Source organism: Erythrobacter sp. S267 (assembly GCF_057365045.1).
In genome coordinates this window covers 2789850-2805095 of the sequence record NZ_CP200298.1, presented here as the reverse complement: position 1 = coordinate 2805095, position 15246 = coordinate 2789850, and the positions used below count along the sequence as shown (strand labels likewise).

14 protein-coding genes and 1 tRNA gene are annotated in these 15246 nt (G+C 60.2%); 3 read left to right on the top strand and 12 right to left on the bottom strand.

Going from position 1 to position 15246, the window contains the following annotated elements:
• Positions 1-82 precede the first annotated feature (82 nt).
• The 9 genes from AC0V6X_RS13150 to AC0V6X_RS13110 form a co-directional block, all read right to left on the bottom strand.
• Positions 83-1096, bottom strand: coding sequence for a M48 family metalloprotease (locus AC0V6X_RS13150; protein ID WP_486184999.1), 1014 nt, complete (start codon positions 1094-1096; stop codon positions 83-85).
• Positions 1096-1797, bottom strand: coding sequence for a DsbA family protein (locus AC0V6X_RS13145; protein ID WP_486184998.1), 702 nt, complete (start codon positions 1795-1797; stop codon positions 1096-1098). Before AC0V6X_RS13145 ends, AC0V6X_RS13150 begins: the two co-directional genes overlap by 1 nt.
• A 40-nt stretch (positions 1798-1837) precedes the next feature.
• The gene (locus AC0V6X_RS13140) at positions 1838-3229 is read right to left on the bottom strand and encodes a M48 family metalloprotease (protein WP_486185583.1); all 1392 of its coding nucleotides are present in this window, start codon (positions 3227-3229) and stop codon (positions 1838-1840) included.
• Positions 3230-3242: 13 nt separating this feature from the next.
• Complete coding sequence (locus AC0V6X_RS13135; protein WP_486184997.1) at positions 3243-4223, bottom strand: alpha/beta hydrolase; 981 nt, start codon at positions 4221-4223, stop codon at positions 3243-3245.
• A gap of 205 nt (positions 4224-4428) precedes the next feature.
• Positions 4429-6237: a PAS domain-containing protein gene (locus tag AC0V6X_RS13130; protein ID WP_486184996.1), complete on the bottom strand. Its 1809-nt coding sequence runs from the start codon at positions 6235-6237 to the stop codon at positions 4429-4431.
• 172 nt (positions 6238-6409) lie between these two features.
• A complete protein-coding gene (locus tag AC0V6X_RS13125; protein WP_486184995.1) occupies positions 6410-6847 on the bottom strand; it encodes a DUF2141 domain-containing protein in 438 nt (145 codons plus the stop codon).
• Entirely contained in the window at positions 6844-7617 is a 774-nt protein-coding gene (locus AC0V6X_RS13120; RefSeq protein ID WP_486184994.1) for a sterol desaturase family protein, read from the bottom strand. The genes AC0V6X_RS13125 and AC0V6X_RS13120 overlap by 4 nt, the downstream gene beginning before the upstream one ends.
• A 44-nt stretch (positions 7618-7661) precedes the next feature.
• Positions 7662-8180 (bottom strand): MmcB family DNA repair protein, encoded by a 519-nt coding sequence (locus AC0V6X_RS13115; protein WP_486184993.1) that lies wholly within the window; start codon positions 8178-8180, stop codon positions 7662-7664.
• 94 nt (positions 8181-8274) lie between these two features.
• Positions 8275-8667 carry a hypothetical protein gene (locus tag AC0V6X_RS13110; protein WP_486184992.1) on the bottom strand — a complete coding sequence of 131 codons (393 nt, stop codon included), beginning with the start codon at positions 8665-8667 and terminating at the stop codon, positions 8275-8277.
• Positions 8668-8827: 160 nt separating this feature from the next.
• Between AC0V6X_RS13110 and AC0V6X_RS13105 the strand changes: the two genes are divergently transcribed.
• The 3 genes from AC0V6X_RS13105 to AC0V6X_RS13095 all read left to right on the top strand — a co-directional run bounded on the left by AC0V6X_RS13105 (position 8828) and on the right by AC0V6X_RS13095 (position 10437).
• Positions 8828-8904 (top strand) — tRNA-Arg (locus tag AC0V6X_RS13105).
• A gap of 88 nt (positions 8905-8992) precedes the next feature.
• Positions 8993-9157 carry a hypothetical protein gene (locus AC0V6X_RS13100; protein ID WP_486184991.1) on the top strand — a complete coding sequence of 55 codons (165 nt, stop codon included), beginning with the start codon at positions 8993-8995 and terminating at the stop codon, positions 9155-9157.
• Positions 9154-10437 carry a serine hydrolase domain-containing protein gene (locus tag AC0V6X_RS13095; protein WP_486184990.1) on the top strand — a complete coding sequence of 428 codons (1284 nt, stop codon included), beginning with the start codon at positions 9154-9156 and terminating at the stop codon, positions 10435-10437. The genes AC0V6X_RS13100 and AC0V6X_RS13095 overlap by 4 nt, the downstream gene beginning before the upstream one ends.
• Positions 10438-10499: 62 nt before the next feature.
• Here the strand turns inward: AC0V6X_RS13095 and AC0V6X_RS13090 are convergent, their stop codons facing one another.
• The 3 genes from AC0V6X_RS13090 to AC0V6X_RS13080 all read right to left on the bottom strand — a co-directional run bounded on the left by AC0V6X_RS13090 (position 10500) and on the right by AC0V6X_RS13080 (position 15153).
• Positions 10500-11906 (bottom strand): MFS transporter, encoded by a 1407-nt coding sequence (locus AC0V6X_RS13090; protein ID WP_486184989.1) that lies wholly within the window; start codon positions 11904-11906, stop codon positions 10500-10502.
• Positions 11903-12571: a PAP/fibrillin family protein gene (locus tag AC0V6X_RS13085; RefSeq protein WP_486184988.1), complete on the bottom strand. Its 669-nt coding sequence runs from the start codon at positions 12569-12571 to the stop codon at positions 11903-11905. Before AC0V6X_RS13085 ends, AC0V6X_RS13090 begins: the two co-directional genes overlap by 4 nt.
• Before the next feature lie 92 nt (positions 12572-12663).
• Positions 12664-15153, bottom strand: a complete 2490-nt coding sequence (locus AC0V6X_RS13080) for a TonB-dependent receptor (RefSeq protein WP_486184987.1) — start codon at positions 15151-15153, stop codon at positions 12664-12666.
• Positions 15154-15246 lie beyond the last annotated feature (93 nt).

The following is a 15246-nucleotide window of genomic DNA, read 5'->3' as shown; positions in this document are numbered from 1 at the left end:
ATCGGCAATTGCGTGTGTGCCAGCGAGCGGGCGCAAGTCAGCCACCTTTTGCCGCAGGTTAGCTCACGACTGACCGGGTGCCCTAAAGCCCGCGATTGGGATCGATGCCGCGCTCAAAATGGGTGCGCCAGTCGGCCTCGCCAGTCGATTCCAGCAGCGCATAGATCTTGGGCAGTTCGGCGGCGATGAACTCGGCGCGTTCGTCCCAGCCATCATGGGTCGGTCCGCGCAGCCAGCCGCCATCATGGCGCGATCCCCACTCCTCCATGAAAGTCTGGGCTGAGCGTGGATCATAGCCCGCATTGGCCATCAGCCACGGCATCAGCCGGTCGGCCTCCCGCTCAATCGCGCGGACATTGCGTGCCTTTCGGCCATTGCGGTCGAGCCAGGCAGAGTGCTGGAGCAGGTTGTGCGCCAGCTCATGTGCGACGACACCGGCAAAGACCTCCTCCGAATAGGCAAAGGCGGGAAAGTCGATCCCGATCACCACCCGCTCGCCATCGGCGACCGCCTTGCGGCCCTCGCCCATCAGCTCAAACCGTGTGGCGCAAACCTCGACCGGGGTGACACGGGTGCTCTCGCCATCAGCAAACTCGATTGCAATCGAGCCGCGTTCGATCAGCGTTTCGTCGATGTGATCGTGAGCGAGAGTCAGCCGCTGCCAATAGAGTCGGTCGCCTGCGACCCATTCATTCGGGTCAAAGCCATCAAGCCGCGTAACCTCGCGGTTCTTGGAGAACAGGCCCGTTTGTGCAGCAGGCGAACCGCGCGCGGCGGTTTGAACGGCGAAGTCTCCGCGAATGCCCAGCGCGCGGCGGGCGACTTCTGGCCCGCCATAGCTTTTGAGATCCTGGAGTTGCAGCCCGATGGAGAGGATGCGCCGATCGCAAAAGCGCGCATTGCCGCGCACCATCTGCCATCCGACATCCTGCAAGCGCTGGTCAAAGCTCTGATACCGCTCAATCGCGGCGCGCTCCGTTGGCAGGTCGATCCGCTCCCAATTCACGCCACTCGCATCACTGTGCGCAAGCGAGACCGCTGGCAGGGCGGCAGGGATGGCCGCAAGCGCCAGGCAGGTGGCGAGCGCCGTGCGCATCAGCTGTCCGCTTCGTCGAGCGCGGCTTTCAGCGCGTCATAGCCATAGGCGCCGGGAATGACGGTGTTCGTCGTGATGAAAGCGGGCGTTCCGTTGAGGCCAAGGTCCTGCAGCAGCGTGTAGTTGCGCGCGAGCTCAATCGAGACCTCTTGGCTCGCCGCATCGGCGCGGGCGCGTTCCATGTCGAGGCCGCTTTGCTGTGCGGCACGCTCCACCCCGGCGGGTGACGTGTCGCCAATAGCAAACATCGCTTCGTGAAATTCGCGGTATTTGCCTTGCAGGCTGGCCGCGAGCGCCATGCGCGCGGAACCCTCACTGCCCTGACGCAAGGGTATCTCACGCAGGACCACTTTGAGGTCCGGGTCTTCGTTCACCAGACGCTGGACATCGGCGAGGCTGGTGCGGCAGAAACCGCAATTGTAGTCGGTAAATTCGACCAGCACCTTGGAGCCTTCGGGATTGCCCATCACCGCGCCAGCGAACGGCCGGTACAGGTCATCGCCAACTTCGGCGAGGCGTTCCTGCAGCTGCTGTTCCTGAAGCGCGGTCGACATCTCCACCAGCAATTGCGGCTCCTCCATCAGGAAGGCGCGTGTGCGATTGTCCGCAAGGCCAAGCATCGACCAGGCCGCCGCGCCCAGAAAGCCGAATGTCAGCGCCAGAAACGCCGTCATCAGAGTGTTCTTCAAATTGCTGTCCATGGTCTCGCGAGCTTAGCGCTGGAAGATTAATGCCAAGAGATTAGCGGCTATCGCGCAGGCGTTCCAGTTCGGCGCGCACTTGCAGTGAAATATCCTGTGCGCGGATCCAGTCGGGTGAGCCGACCGGCAGGCTGGCCTCAGCCGCCTGAGCGTTGCGCAGAGCCTCTGGATATTGGCGATAGAGCACTTGCTGCTCTGCACTGGCGAGCCGGGCGCGCGGAATGTCGCCGCGTGCGGCATAGACCACGCCCAGCTGATACCAGGCGAAGGGATTGAAGCGGTCACGCGACACGGCTGCGCGCAAGACCCGCTCAGCCTCGGCATAATTACTTTCGTCCTCTGTGGCGATCAGCGCATGGCCGAACATGCTCGCGATTAGCGGCTGGTTGCGGGTGATATCGGTCGCTTTGCGCAAAGGCACCAGCGCATCCTCTGGCCGTCCGGATTCGAGCAGGATCTGTCCCTTCACTTCGAGGAAATAGGGGTTGTCCGGCTCCATCGCGAGCAGCTTGTCCGCCTCCGCCAAAGCCGCTTCGACCTGCGCGTCCTTGTGATAGCCATAGGCACGCGCATAGAGCGCAGGCACGCTTTGGTCGGTCGTGGGATAGAGCGCAAAGGTGCGCTTGGGCTCTGCCAGATAGCCATAAAGCTTGGCCCGCGCGGCGAGGAAGCGGCGTTGCAGATCGGGATCGGGCTCTGCTTCCCAAGCGGGGTCTTCCTCCAGCAACCCGCGCAGGGTCTGGATGCGGTCGCCGGCCAGCGGGTGGGTGCGGGTATAGGCGGCCTCGTCCGATTGCGGGAAGCCACGGCGGATTTCGTTGTTGCGCAGGCGCTCGAAGAAAGAGAGCATTCCACGCCCGGTGATGCCAGCGCCCGAGAGATAGCGCGCGCCTGCAAGGTCGGTCGCTGCCTCTTGGTTGCGGTTGAAGCTCAAGAAACTGCCCATCGCGGCCTGTTGCCCCGCCATCAGCGCGCCGAGGCCGGCTTCGCCCGCGCCTGCCAGAACCGCGCCGACGCCAAGCAAAAGCGAGAGGATGCTGATCCCTTGCGCAGCGCGTGTGCGCTCTTCGAAACGGACGACGTGGCCTGCGGTGATATGGCCCAGCTCATGCGCGAGCACGCCTTGGACCTCATTGGCGCTGTCAGCGGCGTTGATCAGCCCGGCATGGACGTAGATCACCTGACCACCGGCGACGAAAGCGTTAATCGAATTGTCATTGATGAGCACCAGCTCGACATTCTCAGGCTCCAACTCGGAAGCCTCGATCAGCGGATAGGCCATGTCTTTCAGCAGCTGCTCGGTCTCCGCATCACGCAGCACGCTTTGCGCCGCGACCGGCTGGATCGCGAGGACGAGGGTCGCCGCGAAGGCGAGCGCATATGCAGCCAATTGGGCAGCCACATGGGCGGGCAGAGCGGGGAGGGGGCGCATCACAGCGCCTGCTCTAACGCGTTTCGTCCTGAACGGGAACTGAAGTTTGGCCTGCCGGCAGCGTGACAGTACCCGCAAAATCGGCCGTAAACTCGATCATCAGCGCATTTTTGCGCCATGGCGCAGCATGCTGGATCAGCGGATCGTTATGTGCGAGCCCTTCGAGCGGCACATGCAAGGCGTTCCCGCCGCCTGCGTTGATCGCCTCTGCCAGAACGCGGCTGTTGCGCGGTTTGACGAGCGTGTCCTCCTCGCCATGGATCAGCAGCATGGGCGGCGCATCTCCACGCGCGAAATTGATCGGCTGCGTGCTGGCCGCGTCTTCGACATGGCCGAAACTTGCCTTGGTGGAGTCGCTGGTGAAGGGCGCGAAATCATAGGGTCCGGCAAGGCCGATAACGCCCGCAATATCCTCTGGCGCCATGTCATGCGCGGCGAGCCAGCGGTCCTCCAGCGTGACTTGCACCACATTGTACGCGCCTGCCGAGTGGCCCGCGAGCACGATCCGGTCGGGATCGCCGCCATATTGGCGGATATTGTCGCGCGTCCAGGCAATCGCGCTTGCCGTGTCCTGAAGCATGGCGGGATAGCGCCCAGCCTCACCCAAACGGTAGCCTGCGAGCACCACAATGAACCCTTCTGGCACAAAGGCGCGGCCGATAAATCCATAATCGACCGGATCGCCATTGGCCCAGCTGCCGCCATGAACGAAGATCAGAACCGGCAGAGCAGAGTCCTCCGGGTCGCGATTTTGCTTGTCTTTGGCGGGGCTGTCCCCGTCCGGGTTGGTCTTGTTGGGCCCCCAGACGATCAGCTTCTGCTGGTCATGCTCACCGGTGGAGATGCGTGCCAATTGTTCAGCGTCGCGCGCTCCGCCGGTGACGCGGTCGACCGCGTTGAGCACAGCGGGTCCATTGCGGGAGATCGCGATTTGCAGCGCCAGCCCCAGGGCTAGCACCACGCCCACGATCCCGCCAATCACCCACAGCGCCATACGCGCTTTTCCTTTCGCCACTTGCCCTAAGCCTCAAATCCGCCTGTTCAAACGGCGGAGATAGGCACACACTTCGCGCCCGCCAAGGCGGCTTCGCGAAATCGCGGTGGGAAATAGATGCGGCGGCAGGGGCAGGGGCAGGGGCAGGGGCAGGGGCGGGATCAGGGTGCAGGCGCGATTGCGCGCGAACTCACTTCAACCCGCCTTACTTCACCAGGCGCTTGCCGACCTTCTCGATCAGAGCCACGTCGTCATCGACTTCGCCGATCAGCGCGACATTGCCCTCACCATCACGGCGGACCATGACGAGCGAGAATTCAGGGCCCTCGGCAGAGAGCGCTTCGAGCATGATTTCATCAAGCTCACGCAGCTTCTTCGCCAGTTGAGCGCGGACATCGCCCTCAGCTTCGACTTCCCTGCCGCTTTCTTCGCGGCGCAGACGGCGTTCGGCGGCCACCACAGCTTTAAGCCCGCCATCCGCATCGCGCAGATATTCGGCAAGGCTGCCACGCTCCAGTTCCATGCGGTGCGCATGGCTCAGCACGGCGGCATATTCGGTGAGGCGCGTCTTGTCGTAGTCATGGCCAAAGACCAGCTTGACGATCGGCGTCATTGGCGCGCGTTCCTGCACGGTGAGGCCGCTATCCTCGATCAGGTCGTGATAGGCTTGCGGCTCTGCTTCGGCGGCGAGCGAGAAGTCATAGGCACGGCCAACCGCTTCATAGAGCGCCTGGCGGCTGCGATCTTCCGAAACGCGCGCAGATTGCGCGAGTTCGCGGGCAGCGGCGAGGTAATCGTGGAGGCCAGCATCATCGGCTAACTCTACGACAGGCGCTTCAACAGCTTCCGGCACCACTGGCGCGGGAACAGGAGCGGCAGGAAGGGCAGCTTCGACCGGCTCTTCAGCGACATCCTCGCTAGCGACATCTTCCTGGGCAATCGACTCAACGTCGTCCTGCGCCGAGGCAGGCTCATCGACCTTGTAGTCCTCCGGATCAAACCGATCCGCATCCAGGTCGATTGCCTTCTTCGTCGGTGCTTCGATGTAGTCCGCGAGCGAGGCGAAGGAGTAGCCTGCGTCCTCACCCTCACCCTCATCCTCATCGATCTCTTCGCCGTATTCGTCGACCTCAGGATCGTCGAGTGCGTACTGGCCAAAGTCAGGCATTGGCAGATCGTCTTCGGGAGCCACTTCTGCAGGAGCAAATTCCTCGGGGGCTTCAAACGCAGCGATCTTTTCCGCTTCGACAGCGGCGCGTGCTTCTTCGACCGGAGTCTCGTCCATCTCCTCCAGCGGAGAATCGGCCCACTCGGTCACCGGATCGGCGTGATGCTTGTGCGGCTGGTCTTCGTCTTCGACCGGAGCGTCGTCTCCGTCGTCTTCGTCCGAAGCGCCCTCTTGGATCGCCTGGTCGATTTCCAGCAACAGCTCATCCGCAGTCGCGGCGTCGGCCATCTCTTTCCAGTTGATCACGCCATAGATGAAGTCGATCGTTTCATCGTCGCTCGAAAACGGCAGGAGGATCCCGCGATAGAGGATCGCATGGCCCTGCTGGTTGATGAATTCCGCCTCAAAACCAATCGGCGCCTGGTTGGCGAGGATTTGCATGTAGTGATCGGTGATGCGGCTCAGCAAAGAGCGCGGCGGCACGTCCGACAGACGCTCAATCCGCTCACCATTTTGTTTGGTCCCGCATTCCTCAGCCAGACGGTCGCCGAGGAAATGCACCACCGGATCGTCGATCCCGGCGGAGAAATCGAGCAGGACAGAGTTCGGCCCGAAATCGGTGAGATTGTGTGGTTCAAGGTCTTCGATGGAGGGGAAGGTCGCATCGCCCAGCAGGCTGGCCCAGTGGTTGTAGGCGCGCACTTGCATGCGGCGTTCGTCCTGGCCGATGGCTTCGGGTGGCAGTTCACGCACCTCTTCTGCGTCCGGACCGCTGGTGTCAGCCGCCCAGTCCGTGCTCTCGTCAGCTGGAGTCCCGCTGTCGAATGTGCCCCGAAGAGTATCCATGTGTGGCCTCGTGCCCCTTAGTAAACGCGTGTTTCAAAGGGTTCTGGCGCGGCGTGGTAAACATTGCGTTAAGTTGTGCCGGAAAGTTGCGGCCATTTTGCGCAGCACCGGGCCGGGGCAGGTCAAGCCTCTTTGCCGTCACACCGTCGGCGCGCTGACGCCATGTGATATTCTAAAGGAAATACCGCATCTTGATAGTCAGCCTTTGCGAGGCTTCCCCATGCTCGAACACCGCATCGTCCCATTCTGGCGGGGCCATCCGAACCGGCGCATCGCGGGAAAACCCGTAGCCTTCGCGCGGGGCCATGCCGAGCACTCGGTTGGCTTTGCCGTCCTCATTCTCGTCATGCAGCAGCGCGATGGCATAGTCGCCGGGCGGCACATCGTCGAAGCGGATCGTAACCGTGTTCGCGGCGCGCACCGTCGTGCGGAAGGAATTCGCATCGCGGCGGCACCGCGGGAAGATGTCCTCCACCGTCGTCATACACGCCATCACCACGCCCTCAGTATTGCGCAGATCAGTAACGGTGATCGTGACGCTGCCCGCCATGGCAGGCGCACTCATGCCCATCGCGGTGATTGCGCCCAGAATGCCTAGTGATCGGATCATGCAGAAACTTGCCTTTTCGGTTTGAGATGCTCGATGCGTGTGGAGAGCCCTTTGTCGGTTCCGCAGACACGGTCCCAGAAGCGGAAATAGAGCCCAAAGTTGCAGCGATAATCCTCGTGATGCTTTTCGTGATGGCTCGCCGATATCAGCCAGCCCCCCAACGTTGAATGAACGAAGCGGCGCGGCAGGATCTCCCAGCCCATATGGTTGATGACGCCCATGATGCTCGCGATGGTCAACACGATGCCCAGCATAGCGAGATGGATCGGCACGACAAAGACCAGCAGCGGAATCACAATCGCACCGCTCACCGCTTCAATCGGGTGGAAGCTCATCGCGGTCCATGCGGTGGGCGGCTTGCTCTTGTGGTGCACGGCGTGGGCGAGTTTGAAGAGCGCAGGCCAGTGATGCATCGCGCGGTGGGTCCAATAAAACCAGCTGTCCTGCACGAACAAATAGAGGAACACCGAGAGCGGCAGATACCACAGCGGATAGGCGTTCCAATCGGTGGTGAGCAGCGCATAATCGTGATGCCGCCACAGCCAGAAAACGATCCCAGCGGGCGCCCCGTAAATCACGGCTGAGATCAGCGAATAGCGTACCTCCATCGCGATCTGCTTGCCTTGCCCTTCATAGAGCCCGGGCCGCATCACCCGCGTCGCCCAGGCAAACAGTCCAGAGAACATCCCATAACGCAGCGCCACCATCAGCGACATCGCAGCGCTGACAATCAGGAAGGCAAGCCAGAAGGGAGTGTCCGCCGGGATCATTGCACCTGCGACTATGGCGCACAAACGCCCCAAGCGACAGGGGCTTATTCCGCTCCAAAAGCGCCGATCTGCGGGTCTTCAAGCGCGGAGAGCCGCCGCATGCCTGCCCGCGCCAGCTTCGTCGCGAGCGATTTGCGCCGTGCCGCGGCGAGCGAGCGCAAGGGCGCAGGGCGCAGGATCTCTCCATCATAGCCATCGGCAACGATCACGCCACAAGCGTCAGGCTGATAGCCGTCTGTCTCGAGCGGGCTGCGATCGAGCTCTGGTGGGACACCCCAGAAAAAGCGGTCGCAGAAATCGAGATAGTCGGGCCATTTGTTGTCGCCCAACAGATCGCCGCGCGCGACCTTGATCTCGACAATGACAATCAGGCCTTTTGCGTCCACCCCCATCAGGTCGGCACGCCGTCCGTTTTGCAAAGGCATTTCCGACACGCACCAGATATCGTTGCGCGCAAACAGCCGTTTGATCCCGCGCGCGACATCGGCAGCGGTCGAGGAAGTGCCGGAGGAGCAGGGTGAGGCGACGTCCGAATCAAGCTGCGACTGAGGAATGCTGGTCATGCCCCAGAATTGGAACATAGAGCGAACGCAGTCAAGCCACTCTGAATGCTGAGCGCCCCATTGCTGCGGACGTTACTGCGCGCAAAGCGTGCTCTTAAGCGGCAGCCGATTGCGGGACCAAAGCCTCCACAATTGCCTCACGCGCGCGGTGCACTTCACGCCAAAGCGCAAGAGCGGGCACCGCCGTCGGGGCCTGTCGTCCGGCCAGAATGGTCAGCGCTTGCAAACCGGTTTCGGTGAGCGCTTCGACATCTTCCATGCCTTGAAGCGCCATGTCGCGCTGCCACTCCTGTGCTTCAGCCAAGGCCAGCGCAAATGTTTGCGGTGAAAGGGCGGATTGATCCGGCGTAATCGCGGCCAGCTGCGCGATATGCTGGAGCGTCCCCTCCAACCGGTGCCATCGGTGCCCGACTTCGTCTTGCTGCGAGGCCGCGCCATGCGCAGTCTCACGAAGGGCGCGCATCTGTTCGGGAGGGAGAGCTGTCATGCCTCAATCTGTAATGCGGACCGCGTTACCGAGCGGTTAAGTCAGCGACTGCCTGAATGACGGGGCCACGCCGGCGCAATATTCGACTGGCGCGCCCACGCGATGCTTGCTAAGCGCGCTCACCCAAAGTGCAACGTCGCTCGACAGAAGCGACGCGCAAGCACCCGTAGCTCAGCTGGATAGAGCGCTGCCCTCCGAAGGCAGAGGTCACAGGTTCGAATCCTGTCGGGTGCGCCAGCTTTTCAATGGGTTGGATGAGCAATGATCGTCCTGTGTAGAACGACTGCGCAATACGCTTGGCCTATTCGCCAAGCGAACAAACGAGGTGATCATCCTCGCCAGCTTTAAACGCCCCGATAAAGCGCGCCTTGATGTGGCGAAGGTGATTGATCAGTTTGAGCCAGGCAAGCGGCTTGCAATCGATTTCCAAGCCAAGGGCGATGCCTTTGGAGCGAGCATTGCCTCACCTCTTAGCGGAGAGCCAGCATGAGAATTCCTGCCCTTTTGCCCTTCCTCGCGCTTGCTGCCTGTATGACGCCGGACAAGGCGAGCGAGCCTGGGGCAAGGGAAGCGGCGCCAGTGGCGCGCTACTCCGCTGAAGATGAGGCTGAGCATCTGGCGCGCTTCCAAGCGCTGGTGGAGAGCTTTTCCAAAGGCGTGGGACTGGTGAGCTATGATCCCACGGTCGCAGTTGCAGGCGCTGATGGGCCGAACGCCTTACCCCTTGCTGATAGCGCGACGATCTCCAAAGAGGCGCTTGAAGAGGCGCGCGCAGCGGCGGCTTTGGACAACACCACGGCGCTGATTATCTGGCGCGGCGGCGCGATAGAGGCGGAGCATTATTTTGGCGGGAATGAGGCTGAAACGGCTCTAAACTCACGCAGTTTCGCGAAACCTTTGACCGCGATTGCGATCGGTCGGGCGATAGAACTGGGCGCCATCACCAGCCTTGATCAGCCAGTCGCTGATTTCATTCCCGCATGGCAAAGGGACGCACAAAAGTCGCGCATTCTCATCCGTCATTTGCTGGATATGCGGACGGGCTTCCTGCCGCAGGCCGCCGCTTTCGACCCTCAGCATATTTTGAATCGCGCCTATCTCCACCCGCGCCATGATGAGGTGATCATCAACGACTACCCGTTGGTGAGTGAGCCGGGGACGCGCTACGACTATTCCAACGCCACATCAGAAATGATCGCTCCCGTAATCGAGGCCGCGACAGGGCAGCAATATGAGGAATTTCTCTCTGCTCAAGTGCTCGCCCCGATTGGCGCACAAGGCGGCGAGGTCTGGGTCAACCGCGATGGCGGCATGGCCCATTCGGGATGCTGTATCCTCTTGCCAGCGCGCGATTGGCTGCGTTTGTCGGTGCTGCTGCTCAATGATGGCGAGTGGGACGGGCGGCGCCTGCTGCCTGAAGGCTATGTCGATGCGATGCGCACCCCCACGCTGCAGAATCCCTATTACGGTATGGGAGTTTGGGTGGCGGGCGATTACATCGCAGAGCGCGGCGTGGCTAACCCCGACAGGGGGGAATACACGACGCTCCACTCAGAACCCTACAAAGCCGCTGACCTGTTCTTGTGGGACGGCAATGGCAATCAGGTGAGCTACATAGTCCAGAGCGAGGATTTGGTGATCCTGCGCATGGGCAAGAGCCCGCCCGAGCCGACCCGCTGGGACAATGCGCGGCTGCCCAACCTGATCCTCGATGGCATCATCGCCAACAGGGGGACAAGCGTGCCGCAACCCAGCCCGCAACAGGACTGACCGTCCCATTTCAAAACCGCACGGCGCGCTGTTTTCTCTCCGCTTGCTTTGTTTGCGCAGGGCTAAGTTTCTGTCCGCATCCGTTCCAGTGTGGCGCCATCCAGCTTGTAACGCATCAGGAACGGGATTGCTGCAAAACAGAACAGCGCCGGCACAATCGAGGCGCACCAGATCACCGCTTCCAAGACCTGGGCAGGTTGCTCGACGCTTGTGTCGCGCGTCTGGATAAGGCCGTTGGCTTGCAGGATTAGTCCGACGATAAACGGGCCAAGAGCACCCGCAACATTCTCAGTGAAGGTAAAGACCCCGCTGATCACACCCTCGCGCGATTGGCCTGACGCAAGGCGATCATACTCCATCGTATCGGGCAACATCGCCAGTGCGCATAACAGCGTGCCGGTTGAGCACGATCCGATGAAGACAGCGCGCGCATAGCGTAGCCATTCGGCCTCTGTGGGTGTCCACCAGAACCACGATGCGATTCCCAGCCCATACAGCACGATCAACCCGAGATAGGCTTCGCGCTTGCCGACTTTGGAGATCATCCAGCGGTAAGCCGGGATCGAGAGAATGCCGGCAAGACTGAAGACGAGGAAATATTGCCCAATCTCAACCTGACCCAGTTTGAGCACAAAGCCGAAGAAATAGGGGGTGCTCGCCAGAACAGTCGCGAGCACTGCGAGCTGGCATAGCTTGACCAGAGTGAGCAAACGGAAGGGCATGTAGACAAGCACGCGGGCGGCATCGACAAAGGGGCTGGCGAGCAAAGCGGCAGCGTTGATGCTGTCCTCTCGCGGTACCGGGTCGGCTTTCGGCAATCGTGCAGCGCCGAAAAAGACGATGAGACACATAACCATCGCAGCAAGGCCAAGGATCGCGCCCATAGTCTCATACCCTGCCTGTTCGCCTCCGCTGATCTGCACCAGGGCCGGCGCGCCAGCGGACCCAGCAGTGACACCGGCGAGCAGGAAGAACACGCGAAAGCTCATCAGCCTTGTGCGCCCGTCATAGTCGGGCTCAATCTCTGGTGGCATCGCAAGATAGGGGATGGAGAAAATCGAATAGGCGGTCGAATAGAGCATCAGCACCAATGCGATGAGAAGAGGCGAAACGGCCCCTTCGCTGGCGAAGCCAAGCCCGGCGAGATTGAAATAGAGCGCAAACGTCCCGCCCAGCGCAATGGCGCCGATCAACAGGTATATCCGCCTGGGCCCCCAGCGGTGCTGGGTCCGGTCGCTCAAGGCGCCGATCAGCGGGTCAATGATGCCATCATAAATGCGCGAGACCAGAATGATTGTGCCGGCAATGGCGGGGGCGACGCCTAGAAAGGTCGTCATGTAGAACAGCGCAAACAACGCCATCGCATTGAACAAGGCTCCGGTCGCAAAGGAGCCGGAAGCCCAGATGATTTGCGAAACCAGCCCCGTGCGCGGCTCGGATTGAGGCGCAGCGGTTTGCGCAACGCTCATGCAAAACTTACCGATTTGCCGGGCGTGTGAAGCCGACGCAGAACATAGACCCCGCCAACGCTGCCAAAATTGATGCGCATATCATCGTCGCAATAGACGACGTCAGAGTGGAACGAGGCTGGCTTCATTTCGACAGTCAGCGGTTGGTCGGCAGGCAGGCCAAATTGCTCTCGCAATTCCTCTTCGCTGACGCCTTCGGGGGGGCGAAGCTCGATCTTGTAGAACTCAACTGCGTAGCGCACAGGCACATCTTCCGGGATCGAATAGCGCCCCCAAACGATGATGGTCGCGCGGTGCTTCTCATCCGGTGTCGAGATGTCGACGACGTTGTTGTAGTGATTGCCTTCAACCCGGATTTCCTGATCTATGTCGTGGACCATGATCGGCACTTTGGGAAGCTTGGCAAAGCTTTGGATTGCCAGAGTGGTTTCGTGCTTGATCGGTTTGCCCGCGGTGTGTTTCGGCCCAAATTGCGCAAAGCTTGAACCCCAGGGCGACTCCACAAATTCCTGCGCATCAAGAGGGCGCGGAGTTGGGGTAAGCGGCACCAATTCCTTAATCAGCGCATGGATCTTGTCAAAGGTCTCATCATCGTAGGTGCCATCGGGATTGCTGGCCTCGATAGCGGCTCTGAGCTCAGATTTGATCGCTGCGATGTCGGTCATGTGAGAAGCGTCCTGAAAAGGGGAGTTACATTTGGGGAAGCAAAAGAAAAAGGGCGGACCCCAAAGGCCCGCCCTTCTTGTATGGGAAAGGTCTAGAAGTTGAAGCGGGTCCGCACGCCAAAGGCGCGGCGCGGCGGCGCATAGAGGTTCACCGAACGCCCGAAGGTTGAAAGGTCAAAGTTGTTCTGACCGGATCGGATTGCGTCCTCTTGCGTCAGGTTGGTGACGAAGCCCTGGATCATAAACTTGTCAAACTGAACGCCGATTTGCGCATCGACATTGATGTAGGACGGCAGCGACAAGCGATTGGCCTGCGTCAAGAAACGCGATCCTTGATACTGCGCAGAGACACCCAGCATCAGCTGAGCTGAATCGGTGATGTCGATGCGGTAATCAAGGTTCGTGTTGAATTGATGCTTGGGCGCACGTTCCAAACGGTTGCCATCGTAAGTCACCGAACACACAGGTGAGCCTGCCAGTTGCACAATTGTGCAATTGGCCGCCTCGGTCACCACAAAGGCGCTCGTCGAAAGGATGGTAAAGTCGGTAAACTCTGTATCGAGATAGGTGTAGCCAAAGTCCCAGGTCAGACCCGGGACAAAGGCCGGGCGCAGGACAAAGCTAAGGTCCAGACCATACACTTGCGCCGCCGATGCATTTTGCACTGATGCGCGGAAACCCTGTGGGGCACCGGGATCTTCCAGCAGCTGGGTGACCTGACGGTCGGTCCAATCCATATAGAAGAACGCGCCGTTCAGAATGATCTGACCATCGGCCAAAGTGCTCTTGGCGCCGATTTCATAATTCCACACTGTCTCTGCAAGGAAGCGGCTGTCGGTCAGGTCCGATGCGAAATCCAGCTCGCTGATACCGGCAGGCTTGAAGCCTTTTGCGGCCGATGCATAGATCAAGAGGTCGTCAGATGGCGTCCAATTGATCGCAAAACGCGGGACGATGTCATCGTCAGAAATCTCGTCACGCTGGACCGGATTGATGAAGCCTGGCCCAATTGGCGCAAAGGCGGCCTGGACAAAGTCCGAACGCGTTACCTGTGTGCTTTCATCAATATACCGCGCCTCTGCACTCACGGTCAGCTGATCTGTGAGGTCATATTCAAGCAGGGCATAGACCGAGAAGCTGTCGATCGTCCGCGCGAATGGCGATGGTGGTACATTGTCGATCGACGCTAAAAAGATCGAGTTTCCAGAAAACCCAGCGACTGCAGGCGAACCGCTGAGCGGGAAACCCGAAATGGCCCGCACTGAACGGCTGTCCATCTGGTTGTCGGAATGCCAGTAAAGACCGCCAATCGCCCAGCGCAACGGACCTGACGACAGGTTCTGAAAGCGCATTTCATTGCTGATGATCTCAGTCGACGCATCAAAATCAACATAGTCGAAAATGTTGAGTGGTTCGGCAGTCCCATCAACGAATGTCGCATCCGGCAGGCCGAAGAAATCGCCGTCGTAAATCAAACGATCATTCTGCTTGATGTAGCCACCGTTATAGACAAATTCGAACGGGCCAAGGTCGGCTGTGACATTGAGCGTGGCGGTGAAAGTGTCGCCTTCAGAACCGGGAAAATCCTCTCCGGTGCGCGGATCAACTGAAAGGCCGGTCACCCCGGTGAAGTTCAAAGTGCCGCGCGGGGGCACATTGGAAGGAAGCACAGGTCCAAATGCGCTGGTCAGCGCTCCGCCGGCAACCCCGGCAGCAACGGCCTGGCCTTCAGGGGTGGTTGCATCGGGACGCGAGACATTGCCAGGGACAAAGCCGGACAGGTTTTGAATGGCCGCCTGCGAATACTCGAATTCCGTATAGGAAAGGCGCAGGTAAGCGTTGAATTCTGGCCCGGTATCAACTTCAAGCCCAAGGCTTGCGCCCGTATTTTCAAAGGCGTTGAGATCGTCTCCGCTGACCGGATTGTCATAGTCCCCATCGCTTTGGGCATGCACTGCGTTGATGCGGAAACCAAACTGATCGCTGATCGGGCCGGACAAGGATGCACCCAGATCATATGTGTTGAAGCTTGCATATGAACCGCGCACTTCCCCTTCGAAATCGCTCGAAGGGCGCTTTGTCACATAGTTGATTGCACCAGCAAAAGCCGCCCGACCGTAAAGCGCCGATTGCGGGCCCTTGACGACTTCAATGCGCTCAAGATCGAGAAGACGGCTGTTGAGGAGCGAGCCGCCGCCTGCGTTACCCAATGACTCGGTCGATATGTCGATCCCGTCGAGCAGGACGCCAACCGGTGGGCGACCCCGCGTAGCAGGAAGGCCGCGGATTACAGGACGGGTGTCTTGCAGGCTTATGCCTCTGTCGAACACAAGGCCCGGCGTGTATTTGGCAATGTCTTCGACATTGGCGATACCGCGCGCTTCGATCTGCTCGGCGCTTAAAGCTTCAATGGCAATTGGTACATCTTGGACCGATTCCGCGCGGCGGCGTGCAGTGACTATGATCGTGGGAGATGGCTCTTGAGCAGAAGCCTCTGCGTTGCGTGATTGCTGCGCCTGCGCCGGACTGGCGAGGAGCGAAGCGCTTGTCAAAGCGGTCGCAAAAAGGAGGCAGTATTTCACGTATATTCCCCTAACTAGACGTTGAACCGGGTTCCCTCCAGGCGTCTTGGGGTTTGCGCAGATTGCAAACTGCCGACAATTAACCTGCAACTC